Origin of the sequence: Mucilaginibacter pankratovii, from assembly GCF_014773265.1 — a bacterium.
Classification (GTDB): domain Bacteria; phylum Bacteroidota; class Bacteroidia; order Sphingobacteriales; family Sphingobacteriaceae; genus Mucilaginibacter; species Mucilaginibacter pankratovii.
Genome location: NZ_JACWMY010000002.1, coordinates 469,145 through 490,699 on the forward strand (window position 1 = coordinate 469,145; position 21,555 = coordinate 490,699).

Annotated in this window: 11 protein-coding genes; 3 read left to right on the forward strand and 8 right to left on the reverse strand. The window is 44.4% G+C overall.

The window, feature by feature from the left end; all coding sequences use genetic code 11:
- Positions 1–196: 196 nt before the first annotated feature.
- The 4 genes from IDJ77_RS04845 to IDJ77_RS04860 all read right to left on the reverse strand — a co-directional run bounded on the left by IDJ77_RS04845 (position 197) and on the right by IDJ77_RS04860 (position 9,378).
- Complete coding sequence (locus IDJ77_RS04845) at positions 197–4,351, reverse strand: two-component regulator propeller domain-containing protein (RefSeq protein WP_191187802.1); 4,155 nt, start codon at positions 4,349–4,351, stop codon at positions 197–199.
- 318 nt (positions 4,352–4,669) lie between these two features.
- Positions 4,670–6,244, reverse strand: a complete 1,575-nt coding sequence (locus tag IDJ77_RS04850; RefSeq protein WP_191187803.1) for a glycoside hydrolase family 43 protein — start codon at positions 6,242–6,244, stop codon at positions 4,670–4,672.
- A 19-nt stretch (positions 6,245–6,263) separates the two neighbouring features.
- Positions 6,264–7,232: a glycoside hydrolase family 43 protein gene (locus IDJ77_RS04855; RefSeq protein ID WP_191187804.1), complete on the reverse strand. Its 969-nt coding sequence runs from the start codon at positions 7,230–7,232 to the stop codon at positions 6,264–6,266.
- A 34-nt stretch (positions 7,233–7,266) separates the two neighbouring features.
- Complete coding sequence (locus IDJ77_RS04860) at positions 7,267–9,378, reverse strand: alpha-L-arabinofuranosidase C-terminal domain-containing protein (RefSeq protein ID WP_224750964.1); 2,112 nt, start codon at positions 9,376–9,378, stop codon at positions 7,267–7,269.
- Positions 9,379–9,837: 459 nt separating this feature from the next.
- On the opposite strand from IDJ77_RS04860, the gene IDJ77_RS04865 reads away from it, so the two are divergent.
- The 3 genes from IDJ77_RS04865 (at position 9,838) to IDJ77_RS04875 (ending at position 13,486) form a co-directional block, all read left to right on the forward strand.
- Positions 9,838–10,959 (forward strand): alpha/beta hydrolase-fold protein, encoded by a 1,122-nt coding sequence (locus tag IDJ77_RS04865; RefSeq protein WP_191187805.1) that lies wholly within the window; start codon positions 9,838–9,840, stop codon positions 10,957–10,959.
- Between the two features lie 60 nt (positions 10,960–11,019).
- Entirely contained in the window at positions 11,020–12,207 is a 1,188-nt protein-coding gene (locus IDJ77_RS04870; RefSeq protein ID WP_317174304.1) for an alpha/beta hydrolase-fold protein, read from the forward strand.
- Positions 12,208–12,310: 103 nt separating this feature from the next.
- Entirely contained in the window at positions 12,311–13,486 is a 1,176-nt protein-coding gene (locus tag IDJ77_RS04875) for a glycoside hydrolase family 43 protein (RefSeq protein ID WP_191187806.1), read from the forward strand.
- A 143-nt stretch (positions 13,487–13,629) separates the two neighbouring features.
- Here IDJ77_RS04875 and IDJ77_RS04880 read toward each other — a convergent pair whose 3' ends face one another.
- From IDJ77_RS04880 to IDJ77_RS04895, 4 genes are all read right to left on the reverse strand, one after another.
- Complete coding sequence (locus IDJ77_RS04880) at positions 13,630–15,144, reverse strand: SusD/RagB family nutrient-binding outer membrane lipoprotein (protein WP_191187807.1); 1,515 nt, start codon at positions 15,142–15,144, stop codon at positions 13,630–13,632.
- 11 nt (positions 15,145–15,155) lie between these two features.
- Entirely contained in the window at positions 15,156–18,314 is a 3,159-nt protein-coding gene (locus IDJ77_RS04885; protein ID WP_191187808.1) for a SusC/RagA family TonB-linked outer membrane protein, read from the reverse strand.
- Positions 18,315–18,502: 188 nt separating this feature from the next.
- Positions 18,503–19,819 carry a gluconate:H+ symporter gene (locus IDJ77_RS04890; protein ID WP_191187809.1) on the reverse strand — a complete coding sequence of 439 codons (1,317 nt, stop codon included), beginning with the start codon at positions 19,817–19,819 and terminating at the stop codon, positions 18,503–18,505.
- 20 nt (positions 19,820–19,839) lie between these two features.
- Positions 19,840–21,555 carry an IlvD/Edd family dehydratase gene (locus tag IDJ77_RS04895; protein ID WP_191187810.1) on the reverse strand — a complete coding sequence of 572 codons (1,716 nt, stop codon included), beginning with the start codon at positions 21,553–21,555 and terminating at the stop codon, positions 19,840–19,842.

The following is a 21,555-nucleotide window of genomic DNA, read 5'->3' on the forward strand; positions in this document are numbered from 1 at the left end:
GGGACAATTAGTAATAGTTGAAAGGTTATGAATTAGCTTCTTAATCGGGTTAAGGTGATCCTAACACTTCAAAAATATTCATACAGGCAGGCTTTAAGTAACACTATTTAACATGTTACTGCAAGAAATGTATAATCGACATTAAATTATGGGAGATGGTAATAGCCAGGCGTTAAAATTTAGTTTGATCCTAAGATTACTCTTGTGCCGCTGGTGTACCGGATAAGGCTCCCTCTTTAAATTCCATTTTACGATATTCCGATGGAAGCACGTCAAATTTATTTCTAAATGATTTTGAAAAGTAATGAGGTGTACCAAAACCCGCTTCATACGCTATTTGTGAAACGGTCATGTCGCTTTTTAGCAATAAAAATGCGGCGCGGTCGAGTTTGTACGACCTGATAAATTCTACCGGCGGCTGGCCGGTAAGGGCAAATATCTTGTTGTAAAGAGCTCCTCTGCTCATCCCAAGATGCTCGCTTAGGTCTACAATAGAAAATTTGGGGTTGGTCAGATTTTTTTCTATATAGTTGATGGCATTACTCAGAAATTTCTCGCCGCTCGATTCTACTTCTACCTCATCCGGAGTAACCTTAAGCTGCTTGGTGTAGGTATTTTTTAATATACTATTTTGAGATAACAGATTTTTGATCTTGATATTTAGGATATCGAAATTAAACGGCTTTGTAAGGTAATCATTTGCGCCGGTCTCCAATCCAAGCAGTTGCTGCCTATCGCCGGTAAGCGCGGTGAGTAAAATAACCGGTATATGACATGTTCTTTTATCCGCTTTAATTTTACTGGTTAAAGAAATGCCATCCATATTGGGCATACTGATATCGCTTACAACCAGGTCCGGATGAAACGAAAGCACTTTTTCCCACCCTTCCTTGCCATCTGCCGCTTCTTCAACTTTAAAGTTTCTTTTCAAATTATCTTTAATGTAAAATCGTAATTCGGCATTATCTTCTATAACAAGCACCCGCAGTTTTGCGGCGCAATTGGTGCTTACTTGTTCAGTTAGATCATCGCCCTGGTGGTCTATTTCTTCCAGTTTTTCTGCCGTTACAATCAATTTTTGCTCCACTGGCTGATGATCAAACAATCTTAAGTCAAGCATCACCGTAAAAACAGCGCCATTACCTGGTTTGCTATCAACCAAGATCTTACCGCCGTGCATTTCGGCAAATTCTTTTGCTATTGAAAGCCCTATGCCGCTGCCCTGGTTTAAACCGCCCGACAGATCGCCCACCTGGAAAAACCGGTTGAAAATCTTATTCAAGTTTTCCTTTTCAATCCCGATGCCGTTATCTGTTACCTTAATTGCCAGAGAAACCGTTGTTTTAGCGCTTTCTGCAGCAATTTGAAGCACTTCTACTCTTACCTTTCCGCCGGGTGGCGTAAATTTAAATGCATTGGAGAGAAGATTGAGAAGTATCCGTTCGATTTTGTCTCCGTCGAATTTCACAAATAAAGGATATGATAAACCCTCGTAATTAAGCTGGATGTTTTTAGATTCTGAAAGATCATGGAAGGAATCAACCACATCTTTTATAAACGACGTAATTTCCCCATCAGCGAGCGCTATTTTCATTTCATGCTCTTCAAGTTTCCGAAAATCCAACATTTGATCTACCATATTCAACAACCTATGGCTGTTCCTTTTAATAACAGCGAGCTGTTTGGTGGTCTGATGGTCGCTGTGTTGTGCAAGCAGTTTATCTGTCGGTGCCATGATAAGCGAAATGGGCGTACGAAATTCATGACTAAGATTAGTAACAAATTTCACTTTCATCATATCTACTTGGTGCATTTCTTCGGCTATTTTTCTTTCTTGTTCAATAGCGAGTTGCCGTTTAACTTTCTTAATACCCAGGTGACGAATAAAAAGCAGGGTGCCAGATATAACAATTAAATAAGCAAAGTAAGCATACCATGTCATCCAGAAGGGTGCGCGTATAATAATGCGCACCTGGGCTACGTTGCTGCCCCAAATACCATTGTTATTGGCAGCCTTAACCATAAAGGTGTACTCGCCGGGGTTTAGGTTGGTAAAATAAGCTGTAGTGCTCTGCCCTACGTAGTTCCAATCCGGGTTAAACCCAACAAGTTTGTAAGCATAGCTATTTTGCTGTGGAATTGTGAAATTGATAGCATTATAACTTAAAGAGAAATCTTGCTTATAATGAAGCCTGATCACTTTTGCCACCGAAACATCGCGGTCTATCGGTGCATCTTTACCAGCTATAACCTCTTTATTATCAGCGTGCAAACCGGTTAAAAATACCGGTGGTGGGTTTTGGTTGAATTTTACGTCCTTTGAAGGGTTTATGTAGTTAAGCCCTTCGCCGCCACCGAAAAAAAGCGAACCGTTTGAATATTTTAATCCTGCGCCATCAGAAAAAGCTGCGTTCTGCAAGCCGTTAAATTTTGAATAGTTTGTAAATTTCTTTTGCTTGCTATTAAAACTTGATATGCCTTTATTAGTGCTCACCCAAATCTGGCCCTGGTTATCTTCTAATATTTTATGAATAACGCCGTTTGAAAGCCCGTTACGCTGTGAATACGCACTTATTTTGTTTGTAGCTTTATCGTAACAAAACAAACCATCGCCACTGGTTCCGATCCACATATTACCAAGGCGGTCTTCCAATAAACTAAAAACCCTGTCTATTGCCATACCGGTATTGGCAAAGTTCAGCACCCTGAATTTTTGCGTTTTTTGATTTAAAATGGCAACCCCTGTTCCAACAGACCCTATCCAAAGATTTCCTTCCCGGTCTTCGGCAATTGCCCTGATGTAGCCATTTAATGGCAGGCTTTTTTGATCTAAAGAACCGAAGGTGCCCTCATATTTTTGAAATGTTTTACTTACGGGGTTGAATTTATTTAATCCGTTGCCGTTTGTTCCAATCCACATATTGCCCCTGCTATCTTGCTTCAGGCAAAATATCTCATTACTGTTGATATCTGTAGTGGTATTGCCTGCCTTTAATTGCTTATAATTACCCGTTTGGGTGTTATAAACAAATATGCCGTTCTGGAAAGTACCGATCCAGAGTTGTTGATGATCATCAAGGGCCATGCATAAGATCGGTAAACCCGCAGAGTTTATTTTTTCTTTTGGCTTAATTTCCAGGTGGGTAAATAAGCGTGTTTTTATATCAAAAAGGTTAAGTCCGCCGCCATCTGTTCCCACATATATATTACCCTTGCTATTCTCTACAAGGGATGTTACCACCGGGTTGCTTAAGCTTTTAGGATCATACCCGTTATTTTGCTTTAAATTAAATAAGGTGAGGCTTTTATCATATTTATTTATCCCACCTTCGTAAGTGCCCAGCCAATAAATACCATTATGATCTAAATACACACAACGGATGGATTTGCTGTTTATACTAAATAGTTCGCGGTCGTCGTGTTTAAAGCGGTTTACGTTACCCGTCTGCATATCCATAATATCAAGCCCACCTTCGGTGCCGATCCATAATTGGTTGGCATCTGCTATGGCTACGCTATAAATGAGGTTACCGCTTAAAGTCTGACTATTTACCGAACTGTATTTGAAATTTTTAACCGTTTGCAGATCAGGTGACAAACAACTTAGCCCGTTAGAAGTGCCTATCCAAATTCTACCGTCGCCCGATTCTGTAATAGTGTTAACTCTATCGTCAACAATGCTATTTATATCCTTATTGTTATGAGTAAACGTTAGGAGGCTCCCGGTCCTGGGGTCGTATAAGTGGAGACCGGTTGATGTACCTATCCACATTCTGTTTGCCCTATCGTTGTACAAACACAAGGTACTTTCCGGAATTAGCTGCCCCTCCCGTTTTTTTGCCGGAAAAAACCGGCGGGCTGTTTTTGCTTTCAGATCAACTATGGTGATCCCATCGATGGTGCCGAGCCATATTCGGCCCAGGGAGTCGCCGCATATTGCCCTTATATATTGATTAGATACTTCGCCGGGATAGCTAAGCACCGTATAAGGATTAAACTGATCATGCGCTTTGTCATAAAAATAAAGGCCTCCTCCCATGGTTCCGACCCAAATGCGACCAGATCGGTCTTTGTATAGCGCGGTAGCTTCCTTAGCCTGAAAGGTGGCCTGCCTACCCGTATTGAAACCATAGCCTTTAATATCCCGCCCGTTAAATCTGTCTACACCTTCGGGGGTGGCAAACCACATATAACCATCATCATCTTTCAATATACTGTTTATAGTGTTTGATGACAATCCGTCTCTCGATGTTATCGAAGTAAATTTTATATCCTGCGCATTTGCCCTGCCGACGAACATACATACCATCAGCACCGAAAAGCACAACCGAGACAAAAGTTGCTTTAACACTGATTTACTTGAAAATAGCGGTTTATCATGCATTTCTTTTTCAATTTTATAGGTAACCCAACGCAATTTACCCGTGTAAAGAACAAGGAATATCAAACTAAATATGCCCCGAAAGACAATTCAGCTCCAAATCACGCCCTATAGAGGTGCTTATTAAGAAAAAAACGAGGTGGTTTATAATTGTTAAATTTACAATTCTTTTCATAGAAGAAGCAAATATCTCATCAGTTCTTAAGGCAAAGTTATAGGCTATGCCTCACTTAACTTCCATAGCTATCCAAAAGCCTTCTTCGTACTGAAAAGCTATCGACTATTGAGCTATTCCCCCGAAACCTTGTCTGTAATATGGAAATAGTCAAAATCGGCTGATCCGCCCGGCTTCTTTGTAGCATAATTAAACAATGCGAACCTGTAGCCCATAAAATGAGGTAAAGTATAAGTCATTTTCAATTGCGTTCCCAAAGATGTCCACACCTTCCCGTCAAGGCTGTAAAAGAAATTCGCCACATCCTTTTTATCCGAAAAAACACACTCGGCCTTAAAGAAAACCTTCTGTTGATTTAGTACGATACTTTGCACCTCTATGGGTTTATCGGTAGTAGCGTTTACCATTACAATGGTTTTGCTTTTGCCGTTTAATTTAACTCCTACAAGGCCATAATTTTTCTGCAGTAAGCCGAGGCCCGCAAAGTCGCCGTCTTGCATGTTAGACACGTCGAGCGCTATCGAACCCGTACACACCGGGCCGATGGTTCGTTGCGTTAACGAATTCCGGGCCATCAAGAAATTTGTATCTATCCTACCGGTGGTAAGGCGCAAGTAACCTTTGCGCGCCGTAACTGACCACAGGGCGTTATCAGGGTTATGATTCCATTGCCAGGCGAGTGGTAACGGCGGTTCTCCCTTTTTTCTGGTAAACTCATCCGGGGATACGATCCCGGGCAGTAAGCCACGCGATACCGGCAAATCAAGCGTATCCGGCACTTTGCCGTTGATGCCTAACACCGGCCACCCATCTTCCCATTTCACAGGCACTAAATAAGGTACGCGCCCCACTGCACCAAAATCGCGGAATAGGTACGCATACCATGTACCGTCTGGTTTATCAATTAACCCGCCTTGCGCTACACCCTTATCCTGTAGTCCAACCCGCCCTTCGTAGGGGCCGGTAATTTTATCGGCACGGTGAATTACTACGGTACGCATACCGCCGCGTGGCCAGGTGATATTGAACAGGTAATATTTTCCGTTTACCTTAAATAGCTGGGAGCCTTCTGCACCCAGTCCCCCATTATTACCGGAAGGCAAGCTGGCGTTCTCAATCAGGGTTTGATCAATTCCGCCGGGTTTTATACCCGACGCATCTGCGTTTAATTCAACTATCCTTAATTTTCCACCGCCTGTTACCATGTATACTTTTCCATCGTCGTCAAAAAACAAGGAGTGGTCATGCAGGTCTGGTTTAAACGAAACGGATCTCCATGGCCCTTTTTCGATATTGTTTGTAGTGTATATATGGGTTTTACCTGTGGTTTGGGCAAAAGTAGTGACGTAGAAAACACCCTTATGATAACGGAGACTGCTGGCCCAGGAACCACGGCCGTAGGTGTTTTTACCATTGGTTAAAGTAAGTGCATCTACAGTTGCAAGTGTGTCATAGGCATAGCCGATCAATTCCCAGTTCACCAGGTCTTTCGATTTCATGATGGGCACGCCGGGACTCATGTGCATGGTTGTACTGCTCATATAGTAGGTATCGCCAACACGAATCATGCTCATATCGGGCACGTCGGCATATATAACCGGGTTAACAGCTTTCTTTTGCGCCTTAACTAAAAAGGGGACAAAAAGAAAGGCGAGAGCTATACTGATGCGGGCAAAAAAATATCTCATGTTGTAAAAGTTTGCTGGTTTATTTAATGCGTTTAACGGGGCCAACACCTTGTGTGGTTTGTTCCACTTTATTTATTGTTCCGTCTGTATTATAAGTCAGGTAATCTACACAAACGGCCCGCCTGTAGTCGCCGCCGCCGGGTAAAATGCCGTTATGATAAAAAAAGTAAGTTTTGCCGTTGTAATCTATAATACCGGGATGGGTAGTTTTGCTATTGGGCACCTTATCTTCTATTAAGCCGCCATAACTCCAGGGGCCGTTGATATTTTTAGCTGTACTATATTCTATCGTCTCGGGGAAATTGGCGGCATAAACGAGATAATACAAGCCATTACGTTTATAAATCCATGGTGCTTCTGTGTAATTAGTCGGCGTAAAAGTTTTGATAGGTCCATCAAGTTCGGTCATGTTGTCTTTCAGTTTGGCGTACTTGCAGCTGCCGTTTCCCCAAAACAGGTAAGCCTGGCCGTCGTCGTCAATAAATACCGAAGGATCCAGGTCATCCCATGAGTGCGGTTTATCCACCGTCATCTCATTAGTTACCAGCGCCTTGCCCAAAGCATCTTTAAACGGACCAGTAGGGCTGGAAGAAACCGCTACCCCAATGGCAATGCCGCCTTTGCTTTCCTGGTTTTGCTTATGGGTTATTGATGCGTAAAAATAAAATTTGCCGTTGCGGTATATGCATTGTGCAGCACAGGCATCGCCCGAAGCCCAGGCAAAATCCTTTGTAGAAACACAAGGGCCGCGATTGGTCCAGTTAACCATGTCTGTTGACGACCAAACGAGCCAGTCGGGCATCTTGTAAGCTTTTACGCCTATGGCTGCGGTATCATGGCCGGTGTATAAAAAAACGGTGTCTTTGTAAACCAGTGGTGCCGGGTCTGCGGTGAACATGCTTTTTATAATTGGATTTTGGGCAAGGCAATTGCCTAAGGCAAACAGGCATCCGCATAACAGCACAAAGGTTTTTTTATAAATTTTCATCACCGTAAATTATTACTTACCAACCGTTTACTAACTATTTAATGGTGTTAATCTGAAGCACACTTACCGAATATGGATCGAATGTTCTTGTGAACTTTTTACCGAGGCCTTTTACAGCGGAAGTAACAGGGACTATTTTTTCCGGATCATCAATTGTATTGGTATCTTCTGGCTTATCCCCTTTTATAACTACGATAGTACCTTCGGGAGAGAGCGTTGTTGCACCATTTAATTCGATATCAACCTGCTGCGGCTTGCCTGTAGCATTTACTACTTTTAAAAATATTTTACCTGTTTTGGTATCTTTTGTGGCTACATAAAACATGCCGGGTATAGGCTGCGGCATTTTCTTATCTGCGCTGTCTTTTTTAGTTGCGGGCCTGGTTTGGGTTGGGATATTTGCACCAGTTAAAGGCACAACCTTGTTGCCTATATAGTTACTAAATATTTTTTGTACGTAGTACGATGGAGACCCAAAGCTTGTTAAAGCATTATACCCGATCAGGTCAGAGTCCCATTGCCAGGCCTTTGGGGCGGTAGAGGTAGCCTTATTAACATTTACGAAAAGTGGTGCATAGCACGACAAGATAACCAGATCTGAGTTACGCTCCATACCCGTCATCCACGCGGCATCGCCAAGGGCTGCATTCAGGTTAGTGGTCGGCGCGCCTTCGCGTGTTGCCCATTCGCCAACAAATACTTTAAAGCCTTTCCGATCATAATTATCATAATGGGCGGCATCCTCTTCCATTTCCCAGGCGTTACGATAGTAGTGCTCGTCAACAATTTCGGGTTTACGTATGGTTAATTTACCGCGAACTCCAAGGAAATCTCTCCCCCCTATTGTCGCGATGCATTTTAAAGCTGGATATTTAGCTTTAATAGCATCATTAAATTGCGCAAAACGCCCATCATAGCTGCCCGATGCGTCGAAACCATCTTCATTACCAATCTCTACGTACCGTAACTTAAATGGCGCCGGATGGCCATCGGCCGCACGCTTTGCGCCCCAATAAGTATGTATGTCTCCTGTAATATATTCAATTTCGTTTAAGGCATCTTCGATATAAGGTTTCAATAAGGGGCCTGCGTCTACATGATCGCCATCGAGCGAGTAACCTGCATATACAGCCAGCAAAGGTTCCATCTTGATGTCCTCGCACCATTCTAAAAACTCAAGCAATCCCATTCCGTCGGTTGCATGGTAACCCCATGAGCCTTTATGGCCGGGCCTGCTCTCGAGCGGCCCCAAAGTTATCTTCCAGGGAAAAGCGTCCGTTAACTTTGGCCCTTCGAGGAAATTACCGCCCGGAAACCTTAAAAAAGCCGGTTTCATATCGGCCATTAATTTCATGATATCGATCCGGTTACCGTTTGCACGGTTATTATAAGTCGGTGGGAATAACGACACCAGGTTAAAGTAATAAATGCCCTTGCGATTGGTTGAGATCACAAAACGGGCATCTGCTGTGGGTTTTATATCAGATGCAGTAGTTAACTGCAGTTCGTATTTTTTCCAAAAATTGCTTTTAATTAATGTAATAATCCCCGAAGCGTAAACGGTTTTACCATCACTGCTTTCTATGCTTACGGTTATCGGCCCGGGGGTATTATTTTCGATGACAGGGGAATTTGGGGTTAACGTAGAACCATCCGGACGGCGGCGCGGAGGTGTGCTGCCCAAACCTTTAATATAAAAAGAAGCTTTGTAGGTTGTATTAGGTTTTACCGGGATACCCCAATAGCCTTCATTGGCAATTCCTGCTCTCCCACCATCGGTTTCTACCACCAGTTTCAAGCAGGTTGTAAGCGCACTATTGATTGCGTGCCCCCGCTGATCCATGGGGACATTATCGGGATCTCCGGCGACCAAATGGATAGCAGCACTGCTATTTCCTTCCTGAAGAACACTCCATGCTTCGGGTGTTTTCGCATTATCCTTAAATACGCGGTTTCTGATCAATTCCCCATATAGGCCGCCGTCGTATGAATGATTGATCTCTTCGGTCATTAACCCATAAAGTTGCCGACTAACGGTTACCCCGGGTTTAGTTAGATCAAGCGTTAGCTTAGGGTTTTGTGCTACCAAATTGGTTGTAATAAACACGAATACGCACAAGCTTATAGTGGTGCATGGCTTCATCATAATTGGTTTTTTTGGTTTATTAATTGTGTTTTATACACTTAAATAGGGTAACAAATGTAATAGGATTTATCAAATTAACAATCGATTGTTAAAAATAATTTCAATATACTGCTTTTTGTCCAGTCGGTACCACAGGCGCAATTGCTCTCGTCCATTGTCAAACTACAAAAACGTCCTTAATTTCGATTGATTTCTTAATTGTAATCAATTTCAAATCAAATTAAACCATTATAGTTGGTCTTTATTGCTATCTGCACTCCCCATTTGAACTTTAAAAGCAGAAGCAAACACGTATCTGTTGGGCTAAAATTTCATAAAAAGGTGATAGCTCAAAAAAAATAAAGTAATTAATTGTTATTTATACAATTAATTACTAAAATTGAATATCGTGATTGGTCCCCATGCTCTCACGATTAAACCATTCAAACCACCAATTTTATAAACTTAAATTATCAAACAATGAAACTGAAATGTTTAGCTATTGTATTAGCAACCACGTTAGCAAGTGGTATTTGTTATTCCCAAAACAGCCAGACCGCGGTACTGGAAGACTTCAAACCCTCTACAGTTAATCAGCCAGGGCAAGAATATCCCCAGGTGAACTCGCAGGGGTACGCGCGATTCCGGATCATGGCACCAAAGGCAGATAGCATTAAGGTTAGCCTCGGGCTTGGCGGCAGAGGCGGAACCAGGCTTACCAAGGGAGCCGATGGAGCTTTTACCGGCACTACAGAAGGGCCGATGGACGAAGGATTCCATTATTACCACCTTACCATCGATGGCGGTGTATTTAACGACCCCGGAGCATTGAATTTTTATGGCTCTACCCGTTGGGAGAGCGGCATTGAAATCCCTGCCCACGACCAGGATTTTTACGCGCTAAAAGATGTTCCGCACGGCAATGTTCAGCAGATACTCTTCCCCTCTAAAAGTACGGGCACCTCACGCAGAGCATTTGTTTACACCCCTCCTGCTTACGGGACAGATAAATCTAAACGTTACCCGGTATTATACCTGCAGCACGGCTGGGGAGAAGATGAAACCGCATGGAGCAACCAGGGGCATGCCAATTTAATTATGGATAACCTGATTGCCGACGGTAAGATAAAACCCTTTATTATAGTAATGACTTACGGCATGACGAACGAGATTAAGTACGGCGGAATAAGAAATTTTAAGATCGAGCCTTTTCAAACGGTTTTAACAGATGAACTTATCCCTTTTGTGGATGCTAATTTCCGTACGGTTGCGAATAAGGCACAACGCGCCATGGCCGGCCTATCAATGGGCGGGATGGAAACACATACCATAACGCTTAACAAACCCGAGGTTTTTGATTACTACGCTTTACTTAGCGGCGGTGTTTACACGCCTGCTGAATTTACCGGCAAAGCAAAACCCAAGCTTATTTTCATTAGTTGCGGCAGCAAGGAGAACCCAACAGGAGTAAAAAAAGCTGCAACTGCGCTAAAAGATGCGGGCTATAATGCAGTTTCCTATGTGTCTGAAAACACTGCCCACGAGTTTTTAACCTGGCGCCGAAGCCTGCTCGAACTTGCACCTATGCTATTTAACAAATAAGCCATACCGCGTTATACCAAGCGTTGCAATTAACGATGTCAGTTTACAAAAACTAAAAACGTGAAAAAAATTCCATTATATTATAAAATAGCCATGATACTGATAGTTACCGCCTGGAGCGGTAGCTACAGTTTGGCGCAATCCGGTCAGATTTCGGTTGCTGAAGATTTTAAACCGGCAACCACCAACCAACCGGGTAAGCAATACCCACAGGTAAATAGCCAAGCCCGGGTAAGAGCAAGCATTTCTGCACCACAGGCAACTAAAGTGCAGTTAGATTTAGGAGGTAAAAAGTACGACCTGGTAAAGGATGAAAAAGGCGTTTGGACGGGTGAATCGCTCCCACAGGATGAGGGTTTCCATTATTATCAGCTCAATATAGATGGCGCCTCTGTTCCCGACCCGGGCAGCCTTTACTATTATGGAGCGGGCCGCCTGGGCAGCGGAATTGAGATCCCGGCTACTGACCATGATTTTTATGCATTGAAAGACGTACCGCACGGCCTGGTGAGCGAAAATATCTATTTCTCAAAACTGACCAATTTGTGGAGACGCTGCTTTGTTTATACACCCGCCGGTTATAACGAAAATACTAAAACCCGTTACCCTGTACTATACCTTCAGCATGGCAGTTTTGAAGATGAAACCGGCTGGGCTACGCAGGGAAAAGCAAACCTGATACTTGGTAACCTCATCGCGGATAAAAAGGCCGTACCGATGATCATTGTTATGGATAATGGTTACGCAAACAAACCTTCAAATGGAACAACAGACAACAACGCACGCCCGGTTTCTATATTTGAAGAAGTGGTGATAAACGAAATTATACCCATGGTTGATGCAAAGTTCCGCACAATTGCCAACGGCGAGCATAGGGCGATAGCCGGCCTTTCGATGGGCGCAAATCAAACCATGCGCATCATCATGAACAACCTGGATAAGTTCTCGGCTATCGGTGCTTTTAGTGGTACGCCTAATTATCCAAGTGCTGATGTTATAGATCCCAACACTTTTCTCGACGGGAAGTATAAAGACGGTGCCGCTATCAACAAACAGCTTAAGGTATTATTCCTGAGCTGGGGCAGCAAAGAGCCTAACCCCTTCCCCGGGTCTATTGGTGCGTTCCGCGCTATGTTGGATAAACAAGGTATTAAGTATTCCACTTACGAATCGCCCGGAACGGCTCATGAATGGCAAACCTGGCGCCGTAGCCTGCATAGTTTTGTTCCATTGCTTTTTAAAAAATAGACGCACAGAAAACGGATGATAGGACCTCGCTTATATCCTAATTGAGTATGCCATAGTCCAGCTTCTTCCTTAGCGCTTAATATCACTTAAATACATTTTTAAAATGAAAACCAGGTTAACACATTTTCAGCGCAAAGCAATCGGAGGCGGCCTTTTAACGTGCCTGACGTTATTGGGTGCGCAAAGTCTTCATGCTCAAACCGTATCGACAAGCGAACGACCAGCCTATTTAAATTTAACCATCGGCAAAAAAGACACCCCAAAAAAGCAGCCCCGGGTCTTTAGATATACCAACCCTATTACAAGCGATACTTCCATAAGCATGCGCGACCATTGTATTTTAAAAGTAGGCAATAAATGGTATTGCACCGGAACCTCGCTTCCCGTTTGGACGGGCCACTCTCCCGGGGTAAGGTTGCTTGTATCTGATGATCTTATCCATTGGAAACAGGAGGCCTGGCTTATCGACGCAAGTAAATTGCCTGCAGATTGTCCCTATAACGGTCGCTTTTGGGCACCCGAGATCCATTTTATAAAAAACAAATACTGGTTAACAGTAAACAGCGGAAAAGTAACCGCGGAAGACCCTAAAGGCATGAAAACGCACAGCGTTTGGCTTTTTAAAGCTGACCATATTAAAGGGCCATACACATTGGTAAACGGCCCCTTAACCCCGCAGTACAACAACGACGCAACTTTATTTGAAGATGAGGACGGACAAACCTATTTGTATTGCAGTGGTAACGGCTTGTTCCAGGCAAAAATAGATCTGCAGAAAGGAAAACTTATTGGCGAAATTCAAAAATTCCGCTCGGCAAAAGACCCTGAAAATCCAAAATGGATGTGGGGAGGCATAGAAGGCCCCTTTGTGTTGAAGCGGGACGGCATATATTATATGTTCTTTTCTACCTGGACACGCGGTTACGAGGTTGGCCTTTTACGGTCTAAAACGCCGCTTGGGCCCTGGGAATTAGCTTCGCCCGAACCTATATTCGGCACAAGGAAAGCGATCTATCGGGGTGCTTCCGCACAGGTTGCAGCACCATTTGATGATTCCTATGACCCCTATGCCGAAACCGGCCACAATGCAATTTTTGAAGGCCCCGACGGTAAACTATGGAGCTCGTGCCATTACACATTTTATAATGGCCGAACCTTTACACCAACTGACGAGAATTATTCGCCGAGGCCACAGTTAGGTATTGAGCCGGTATTTTTCCGGAATGGTATTTTTACTATTGGAGGCCCAACCTGGACGCAACAGATGGTGAAATATTAAACCCCGGTGAATTAGTTACAGTAGCTGCCTGCAGATTTAGATCACCATAAAATTAGACCGAAGATTACTTTGATCAAAAAAACGCCCCGGAACCAACCGGTACCGGGGCGTTAAAAGAATAATAGTTAGGGGTGATATTATTGTTATTTATCCCAAAACACAGGAGTATCCAGGTCATCCGAACCGCCTATACTTGTAACAGCCGCCCGGTAATTATCTGCGTTAATAGAAGCTTCGGTTTGCGGATAAGTATACCTGCGTACAAAGCTCCCCTTTATTTGCTTACCAGGGTACGTATTAGGCGCTAATGCCGGGAAGCCGCTTCTCCTGAAATTGGCCCATGATTCTGCACCGTTGCCAAACGAGGTTATCCAATACTGCGTATTGATGAGCCGCAAAGCGTTCGCATCAGAATATGCATTCAGCGGGTTATTTAGGAAAGCATCTTCGGTACTGCCGGGTATCACTGCAGCGGCATCGTAGGCTGCAAATTGATCCATGGCAGCCTTAACACCATTGTTATAGAAAGTGCTTGTGGTGCCCGAAATGTACCCCCTGAATGTTGCTTCGGCCAATAGTAACTGAGTTTGCGCATACGTTATAAAAAACTGGGGCGCGGTTATTTTCCCAAATACACTGTAATTAACCTGCGAATATTTAAAGCCAGAACCACTACTGCCGCGAAAACCGGGCGCTGATGGCAAAGTACCACTATCATACCCTATCGGCAAGCCAAATTGGTTAGCAGATGCGGTATCAGGAGAAAGCGACAACGCTTTTCCCGGGTCGGCATAAATTGCAGAAATGTACTTTAGCCTTGGGTCGCCGGTTGTTTTTAACTGGGTAACAAACGGCTCGGCCAGGTAATAGGTATTGGTTAATTGCTGAATTTGTTGCGTAACCGGGTTAGGGTAAGTACTGTTATATTTTAAATAACAGTTATCAGCATTGGATTGCATTACGCCGCCTGCAAATGCAGCCTGTACAATAGTTTTTGCTTTTGCAGCATCAGTTTTAGAATACCGCATCCCTATACGTAACAATAGGGAATAGCCCAACCTCTTCCATTGCGGGACGTTACCGCCGAAGAAAACATCACCTTTTACTACGTCTTTTGTAGCATCTAAGGCAGCAGTTGCCGTGGTTATTTCGTTTACCAGATCGGTATAAATATCCTGTTGTTTATCGTACTTTGGCAAAAGAACTGAGTTTAAGTAACCTTGGCCGGCCTGGCTATATGGCACATCACCATACGTATCAACCAGTGTCATATAATTATAGGCTCTCAATATCCTCGCCTCGTTGTATAAGTTAGTCCGCGCGGCATCCGCCTTGGTTTGAGACAAGATTTGTTCAAGCAGTTTCACGCTGTTTGGGTACGTATTATTCCACCGTATTACCGTATACGTTTGATTCAATACATTGAAGTTAAACGCCGAGGTAATTCCACCAAAAGGGTCGATAAACTGTTGTACAACGGTTGCCTCGGTTTCCATTAAAGACGCATAGGTTAATAGCTCTGCGTTAGAAAACAATATGCCAGGGTCGAGGCTGGTTGTATTGTTTGGATTAATATTCAGCTCTCTAAATCCTTTATCGCAACTTACTGCGGAACAAAGGCAAGCAGCAGACAATATAATTTTTATAAACTTTTTCATAATTTACTCGTTTAAAATTTGACGTTAAGGTTAAATCCGTAAGTCCGCGTTGTTGGTAGCGAACTCTGCTCGTAACCGGCTAAAATATCGCCGCTTGATGATATAGCCTCAGGGTCGATATTTGGCGTATACTTTTTGATAATAAGTACGTTGTGGCAAACTGCAGAAAGCACCAACCCCTTGATAAATTTAGCTTTCACCATCTTCGAAAAATCATAGCTTAACGAAACATTTCTCAGCTTAATAAAATCTGATTTATAAATAAAAGGATCCAGGATGTTCTGCGAACGATAATTGGCATAAAAGTCCTCAGCATTCACAGCCGTAGTGTTAGGTGTACCATCGGCATTTACGCCATCAAACTTCACCCCACCTTCCCGGCCAACCAATGACTCTTTGGATAAACCTTCTCTCAGGAAATTCAGGGCGGAACTTGATAATAGTTTACCACCGGCTTTATAATCTATATGAGCCAACAGCGTAAACTTTTTATAAGTAAATGTATTTACCCAACCGCCGGTAGCTTTAGGTAATGCACTGCCGAAAAGAACCGGTGTGGCACTTGCTACCGGTTTACCTCCGGATACGATAATTTTACCGTTAGCATCCCTCCGGTAGGTAGAACCCAGGATTTGGTTATACGGAAGGCCAACCTGGTGAACTATTGAACCAAAAAACTCACCGGTACCGATTGTAAACTGCTGTTGTCCGTTTGCTAAAGCCAGCACTTTGGTGGTATTTAAGGCTGTGTTGAATGCCGAGCGCCATGTAAAGTTCTGAGTTTTCACCGGCACTAATTCCAGTTGGAACTCCATACCACGGGTTTTTGATTCGCCCAGGTTTACAATTGTACTTGTATAGCCTGATGCATTGGAAATGGCAACACCCAGGATTTGGTTAGTTGTACGCTTTTCATACGCAGCAACATCCAGGTTCACGCGGCTGTTAAACATTCTCAACTCAAACCCAATCTCCTTTTCTTTTAGGCTAAAAGGTTTTAAGTTCGGATTTGGGGTGGCGGTGTTACTGATACTGCCAAGTGGCTGCCCATTAAAGCTGTTGGGAGAAACGGTGTACGTAAGCGAATTACTATACGGATTGGCACCGTTTGCACTGCCCACATCGGCATAGCTGGCCCTGATCTTTCCAAATGAAAGCCATGAAGGGAGGGTTTTGAACATTTCCGAAAACACAAAACTGCCGCTTATCGAAGGATAAAAATAGTGGTTATTCTCAGGGCTTAACACCGAGAACCAGTCGTTACGGCCCGTCAGGTTTATGAATAAATATGATTTATAACCAAACTCCGCAGTTCCGTAAAGTGAGTTAACTGTAGACTTGGTAACGCCAAAGGTGGCTGTGTTGGTTACGCCATTACCAAGTGTGTAAAAGTCCCTTACATAAAAGTTCGTTGCCGATACGTTGTACCCTTGCGATGACTGAGGGAAAGTATTTCCGCCCACAGTGGCATCAAAAGAAAAGTCTCCCCATTTGTGGCCACCACCTAATAAAAAGTCGGCGTTTAATGCACGGTAGCTGTTATCATTTGAGTTATAACTGCCATTATAGAGGCCCGCCGGCGCAGCAGCATTCGCCAAAGTACCCGTTGGCGCATTTTGTTCGTAAAACGAAGTGCTGTATTCCATATTCACACGGCCCTGCAGGTAAAGCCAATCAAAAAATTGATAGCGCAGGCTTGCTGTACCCAAAAGGTGATCTTTGGTTTGCCTAGTAAATTGTTTGTTCATTATCCAGTACGGGTTAGTAAGGGTAGTAAAACGCGATGTAGGCGTTTCGTTACCGTTAGCATCAACCGCTGCTGCCTTTAACACATCTAAACTAACCGAGTTGGAATAACGATACATGTAGTTGGTAACCGATGACCCCTGAATTCCTATTACCGGCGGGTTTTTGTTATTCTCGTGATCATAATTCATATAGATCTGTGCAGACAATTTAGACGTAAAATTGTAGTTCATGCCCAGGTTAAAGATTTTTTTATGGTAATCATTATTGGGTACGATGCCTTGGGCATCCTGATTAGAATAAGAGAACCTGAAGCTGCCCTTGTCATTACCGCCGGAGAATGCGATGGTATTAGACCAAGCGTTGGCAAGCCGGAAGAATTTGCTTATACGGTTTTTCTCAGGAGCGTAGGGGCGTTGTACCCCATCAAACTGGTACGTAAGTGCATTATCAAATTTCTCACCAAAACTCCATGCGCCCGAGCTTTGTGCCTGTCCTTGCGTTTTGGGCCGAACGTTATTTTCGCCCTGTCCGTACTCATACTGAAAGTCGGTAAAATCAAGTGCCTGGTTTTGGGTAAAGTTTGAGGTAAACTCAACACCTATACCGGTGTTTTTGTTGCCACTTTTTGTAGTGATGATAATGGCACCGTTGCTTGCCCTGGAGCCATAAAGCGCTGCTGCGGTGGCCCCTTTCAAAATCGTCATCGATTCGATATCGTCCGGGTTTATTTGCTGCATATTATCGCCAAGATCTACCGACTGAGTGTAACCGTTGGTTGGGGATGGGCTTTGAGACATTGGCAGGCCGTTGATCACGATCAAAGGAGAATTGTCGCCGGTAAAGGAAGATTGTCCCCGCAGCCTGATCTTAGTACTTCCGCCCGGGCCTGCTGATGGTGGTGAAATATCTAAACCGGCTACTTTCCCTTCAAGCGAGTTAATAAAGTTTGTAGACCGGTTGGTTGTAATTTCGCCTACGCGCACGTTTTCTGCCGCATAGCCTAATTTTTTCGATTCGCGCTTAATGCCCAGGGCCGTTACCACTATCTCGCTGATAGCGTTTGACCTTGGTTCGAGTGTAATGTTAAGCGTACTGCGACCGTTAAGTGGCTCTGTTTTGGGTAGGTATCCTACGTAACTGAATAACAATATGGCATTGTCGCCAGATACCTGTATTCTGTAATTACCATTAACATCGGTCATTGCGCCGTTGCTGGTTCCTTTTTCGCTTACGCTAACGCCAACAAGCGGGGCACCTTTTTCATCGAGCACTTTTCCGCTAACTGTTAGCACACTCATTTCCATGCCGATAGCTGAACCGACGGCACTCGCAGCCTTTGAATCTACCGCGACGATAAGTGTACAAACAACACTTATCGCAACAGATAGCAGCATCTGTGATGCTTTAATCTTTTTTCTCATAATTTTAGGTTTATTTAATTTGGTAACTTCTTAATTTAACTCTTCCTCAAAAATTGGTAAATGCGAAAAAGCCCTTTCTAAGTGGCGCTTTAAGCGCCTTTTTTTGGTTTTAATGTAGTTTTTTCTTCATGTTGATGTAGGGGTTTAGTTGTTAATTGGTTTAATGCACATTTATTGAATGATATATTTTATAGTAAACAATTTAGTGCCGATACGCCCGCAAGGCCGATCACCGATACCAGGCTTTCCATCACCGTCCACGAGCGCAGCGTTTCTTTTACTGACAGCCCGAAATATTCCTTGCAGAGCCAAAAGGCCGTATCATTTACATGCGAGCCAAATAAGCTGCCGGCGCCAATAGCCAGCACCAGCAAATTGGTATTGATCCCTGCATGCTGTGCAATTGGAAATAAAACACCAGCGGCAGTTACCCCAGCTACGGTGGCCGAGCCCAGGCAAAGGCGTAAACAGGCTGTTGCCAGCCAGGCAAGTAACAAAGGCGGCATTGCGCTTTGTACCAGCATTACAGCAAGCGCATCACTTAGCCGGCTATCTACAAATATTTGCTTTAGCGCCCCGGCACTGCCTATAATGAGCAACACCATGGCTATATCTTTTACGGCGCACACATACCCTTCCATTATCTTAGCCAGGGGCCGCCCTTTTTGCAGGCCGAGGGTATAGGTGCTGATAACTACAGTGAGCAGCATGGCAATAATTGGTTCGCCCAGCCATTGTGCTATAGTTTTTATTACGGGCGGCGCCACAAAAAGTACCGGCAGCACATATGCCAGGCAGATGAGGATCACAGGTAAAAGCGAGGATAAGATACTGTTAGCAATACCCGGTAATTCGTTATCGGGCAACGGGGCCTGGCTGTTTGCAAACCTCAAACCTTTTGATCCTATATTTTTTAGTGTGCCTGCAAATATTGGCCCCGCAATGATTATAGCCGGGATAGCGATCACCAAGCCGTAGCCAAATGTTTTAATGATATCCGCATGAAAAACGCTGATAAGCGTCATTGGCGATGGATGCGGTGGTAAAAAGCCATGCATTACAGATAAAGCCGTAAGCATTGGCATACCTACATACAGCAGGGGCAAGCGGTAGCTGGAAGCAACTGAAAAAATAATAGGCACCAACAGTATAAACCCTACGTTGTAGTACAGCGGGATACCTACAATAAAGCCGGTTAGCGCCATGGCATAGGTTACGTACTTGGCTCCAAACAGGTCGTGCATAAAATGGGCGATGCGCTGGGCGGCACCGCTTTCGGCAACCAGTTTACCCAGCATGGCCCCTAATACTATAATAATGGCCACCGACCCCAAAGTATCGCCAAGCCCTTTATTTATCGAAGCGATAACTTTTGCGAACGGCATGCCGAACAGGCAACCAGCCAGCAGCGCCACGATGATAAAGGCAAGGAATGCGTTAACCTTTGCCCAGGTTATAAGCGTTACCAGCAGCAGAATACAAAAGATGAGTACAAATATCATCATGGCTAATCAGCTCTATCTTATTAATGAGAATCGCGCGTTACAACCGACCCGGAATTCCCTACCAGGAAATCAAGATCGGCCCCTTTATCGGCCTGCTGCACATGGCGCTGGTACATCGATACATACCCCCTATCGGTATGGTAAGCTGGTTTCTGCCACAACAGCCTCCGTCGGTCCAGTTCGGCATCATCAACCAGCAGGTCAATTCTTCTTGCAGGTACATCCAGGCAAATCATATCACCGTTTTCTACCAATGCCAGGTTTCCGCCAATGGCCGACTCCGGCGATACATGTAGTATAACTGTACCATAAGCAGTACCGCTCATCCGCCCGTCGGAGATCCTCACCATGTCTCTAACACCTTTTTCCAGTAGTTTCTGAGGGAGTATCATGTTTCCCACTTCGGGCATACCCGGGTAGCCTACCGGGCCAACGCCTTTCAGCACCATTACGCAGGTTTCGTCTATATCAAGCTCCGGGTCATCAATTCTGGCGTGGTAATCTTCCATCGTTTCAAAAACCACCGCCCTGCCGGTGTGCTGCATCAGCGCCGGTGTTGCTGCGGAGGGTTTGATAACCGCGCCGTTAATGGCCAGGTTGCCTTTTAAAACAGCTATGCCTGCCTCGGGGATAATGGGGTTATTGTAACCGGCTATAACTTCATTATTATAACAGGTACTGTTATCGCTTATATTCTCCGCGTGAGATTTACCTGTCACGGTTATCGCGCCCATATCCAGTTCTTTACTCAGTTCTTTCAATATCACCGGCAAGCCACCTGCATAGTAAAAATCTTCCATCAGGTATTTGCCCGATGGCATGAGGTTTAGCAACAATGGGATCTTGCTTCCCAGCTTGTCGAAATCGTCGATACTCAGATCAACACCAACCCGCCCGGCAATTGCGGTGAGATGTATAATGAAATTGGTAGAACCGCCAATTGCGGCGTTTACTTTAATTGCATTTTCAAAAGCCGAACGGGTAAGTATTTTTGATATGGTTAACCCTTCTTTCACCATCTCGACAATGCGCCTGCCGGATAATTGTGCTATCACTTTCCTCCTCGAATCTACTGCCGGGGTGGCCGCGCCCTGCGATAGGCACATCCCAAGGGATTCTACCATACACGCCATGGTTGAAGCCGTGCCCATTGTCATACAATGCCCTGCGCTTCTCGACATGCAGGACTCGGCAAAAAGATAATCATCATTGGTTATTTTCCCCGTTTTCAGGTCCTCTGTCAGTTTCCAAACCGCCGTTCCCGATCCGATATCGGTGCCACGGTACTTGCCGTTCAGCATCGGGCCGCCCGGTACCACAATGGTTGGCAAGCCAACACTCGCAGCACCCATCATGGTTGATGGTGTAGTTTTATCGCAGCCGGTAAGCAGTACCACCCCATCAATAGGGTTTCCACGGATCGACTCCTCGGCATCCATACTGGCCAAATTCCTAAAAAGCATTGCGGTTGGTTTAAGCAGTGTTTCGCCCAGCGACATAATGGGGAATTCTACCGGGAAACCACCTGCCTCCAATACGCCACGCTTAACAGATTCTGCTATATCGCGAAAATGGGCGTTACATGGCGTTAATTCCGACCAGGTGTTGCATATGCCAATTACCGGCCTGCCGTCAAACATGTCGGTAGGCATTCCCTGGTTTTTCATCCAGCTTCTGTAGAAAAAACCCATTTTTCCTGTTTTTCCAAACCAATCCGAACTTCTAAATTGTGACAT

Excerpts from the sequence above, each read along its gene's own strand:
- IDJ77_RS04850 (WP_191187803.1), bottom strand. The coding sequence starts at position 6,244 with ATGAGATATTTTTTTGCCCGCATCAGTATAGCTCTCGCCTTTCTTTTT.
- IDJ77_RS04855 (WP_191187804.1), bottom strand. The coding sequence starts at position 7,232 with ATGAAAATTTATAAAAAAACCTTTGTGCTGTTATGCGGATGCCTGTTT.
- IDJ77_RS04860 (WP_224750964.1), bottom strand. The coding sequence starts at position 9,378 with ATGATGAAGCCATGCACCACTATAAGCTTGTGCGTATTCGTGTTTATT.
- IDJ77_RS04865 (WP_191187805.1), top strand. The coding sequence starts at position 9,838 with ATGAAACTGAAATGTTTAGCTATTGTATTAGCAACCACGTTAGCAAGT.
- IDJ77_RS04875 (WP_191187806.1), top strand. The coding sequence starts at position 12,311 with ATGAAAACCAGGTTAACACATTTTCAGCGCAAAGCAATCGGAGGCGGC.
- IDJ77_RS04880 (WP_191187807.1), bottom strand. The coding sequence starts at position 15,144 with ATGAAAAAGTTTATAAAAATTATATTGTCTGCTGCTTGCCTTTGTTCC.
- IDJ77_RS04885 (WP_191187808.1), bottom strand. The coding sequence starts at position 18,314 with ATGAGAAAAAAGATTAAAGCATCACAGATGCTGCTATCTGTTGCGATA.
- IDJ77_RS04890 (WP_191187809.1), bottom strand. The coding sequence starts at position 19,819 with ATGATGATATTTGTACTCATCTTTTGTATTCTGCTGCTGGTAACGCTT.
- IDJ77_RS04895 (WP_191187810.1), bottom strand. The coding sequence starts at position 21,555 with ATGTCACAATTTAGAAGTTCGGATTGGTTTGGAAAAACAGGAAAAATG.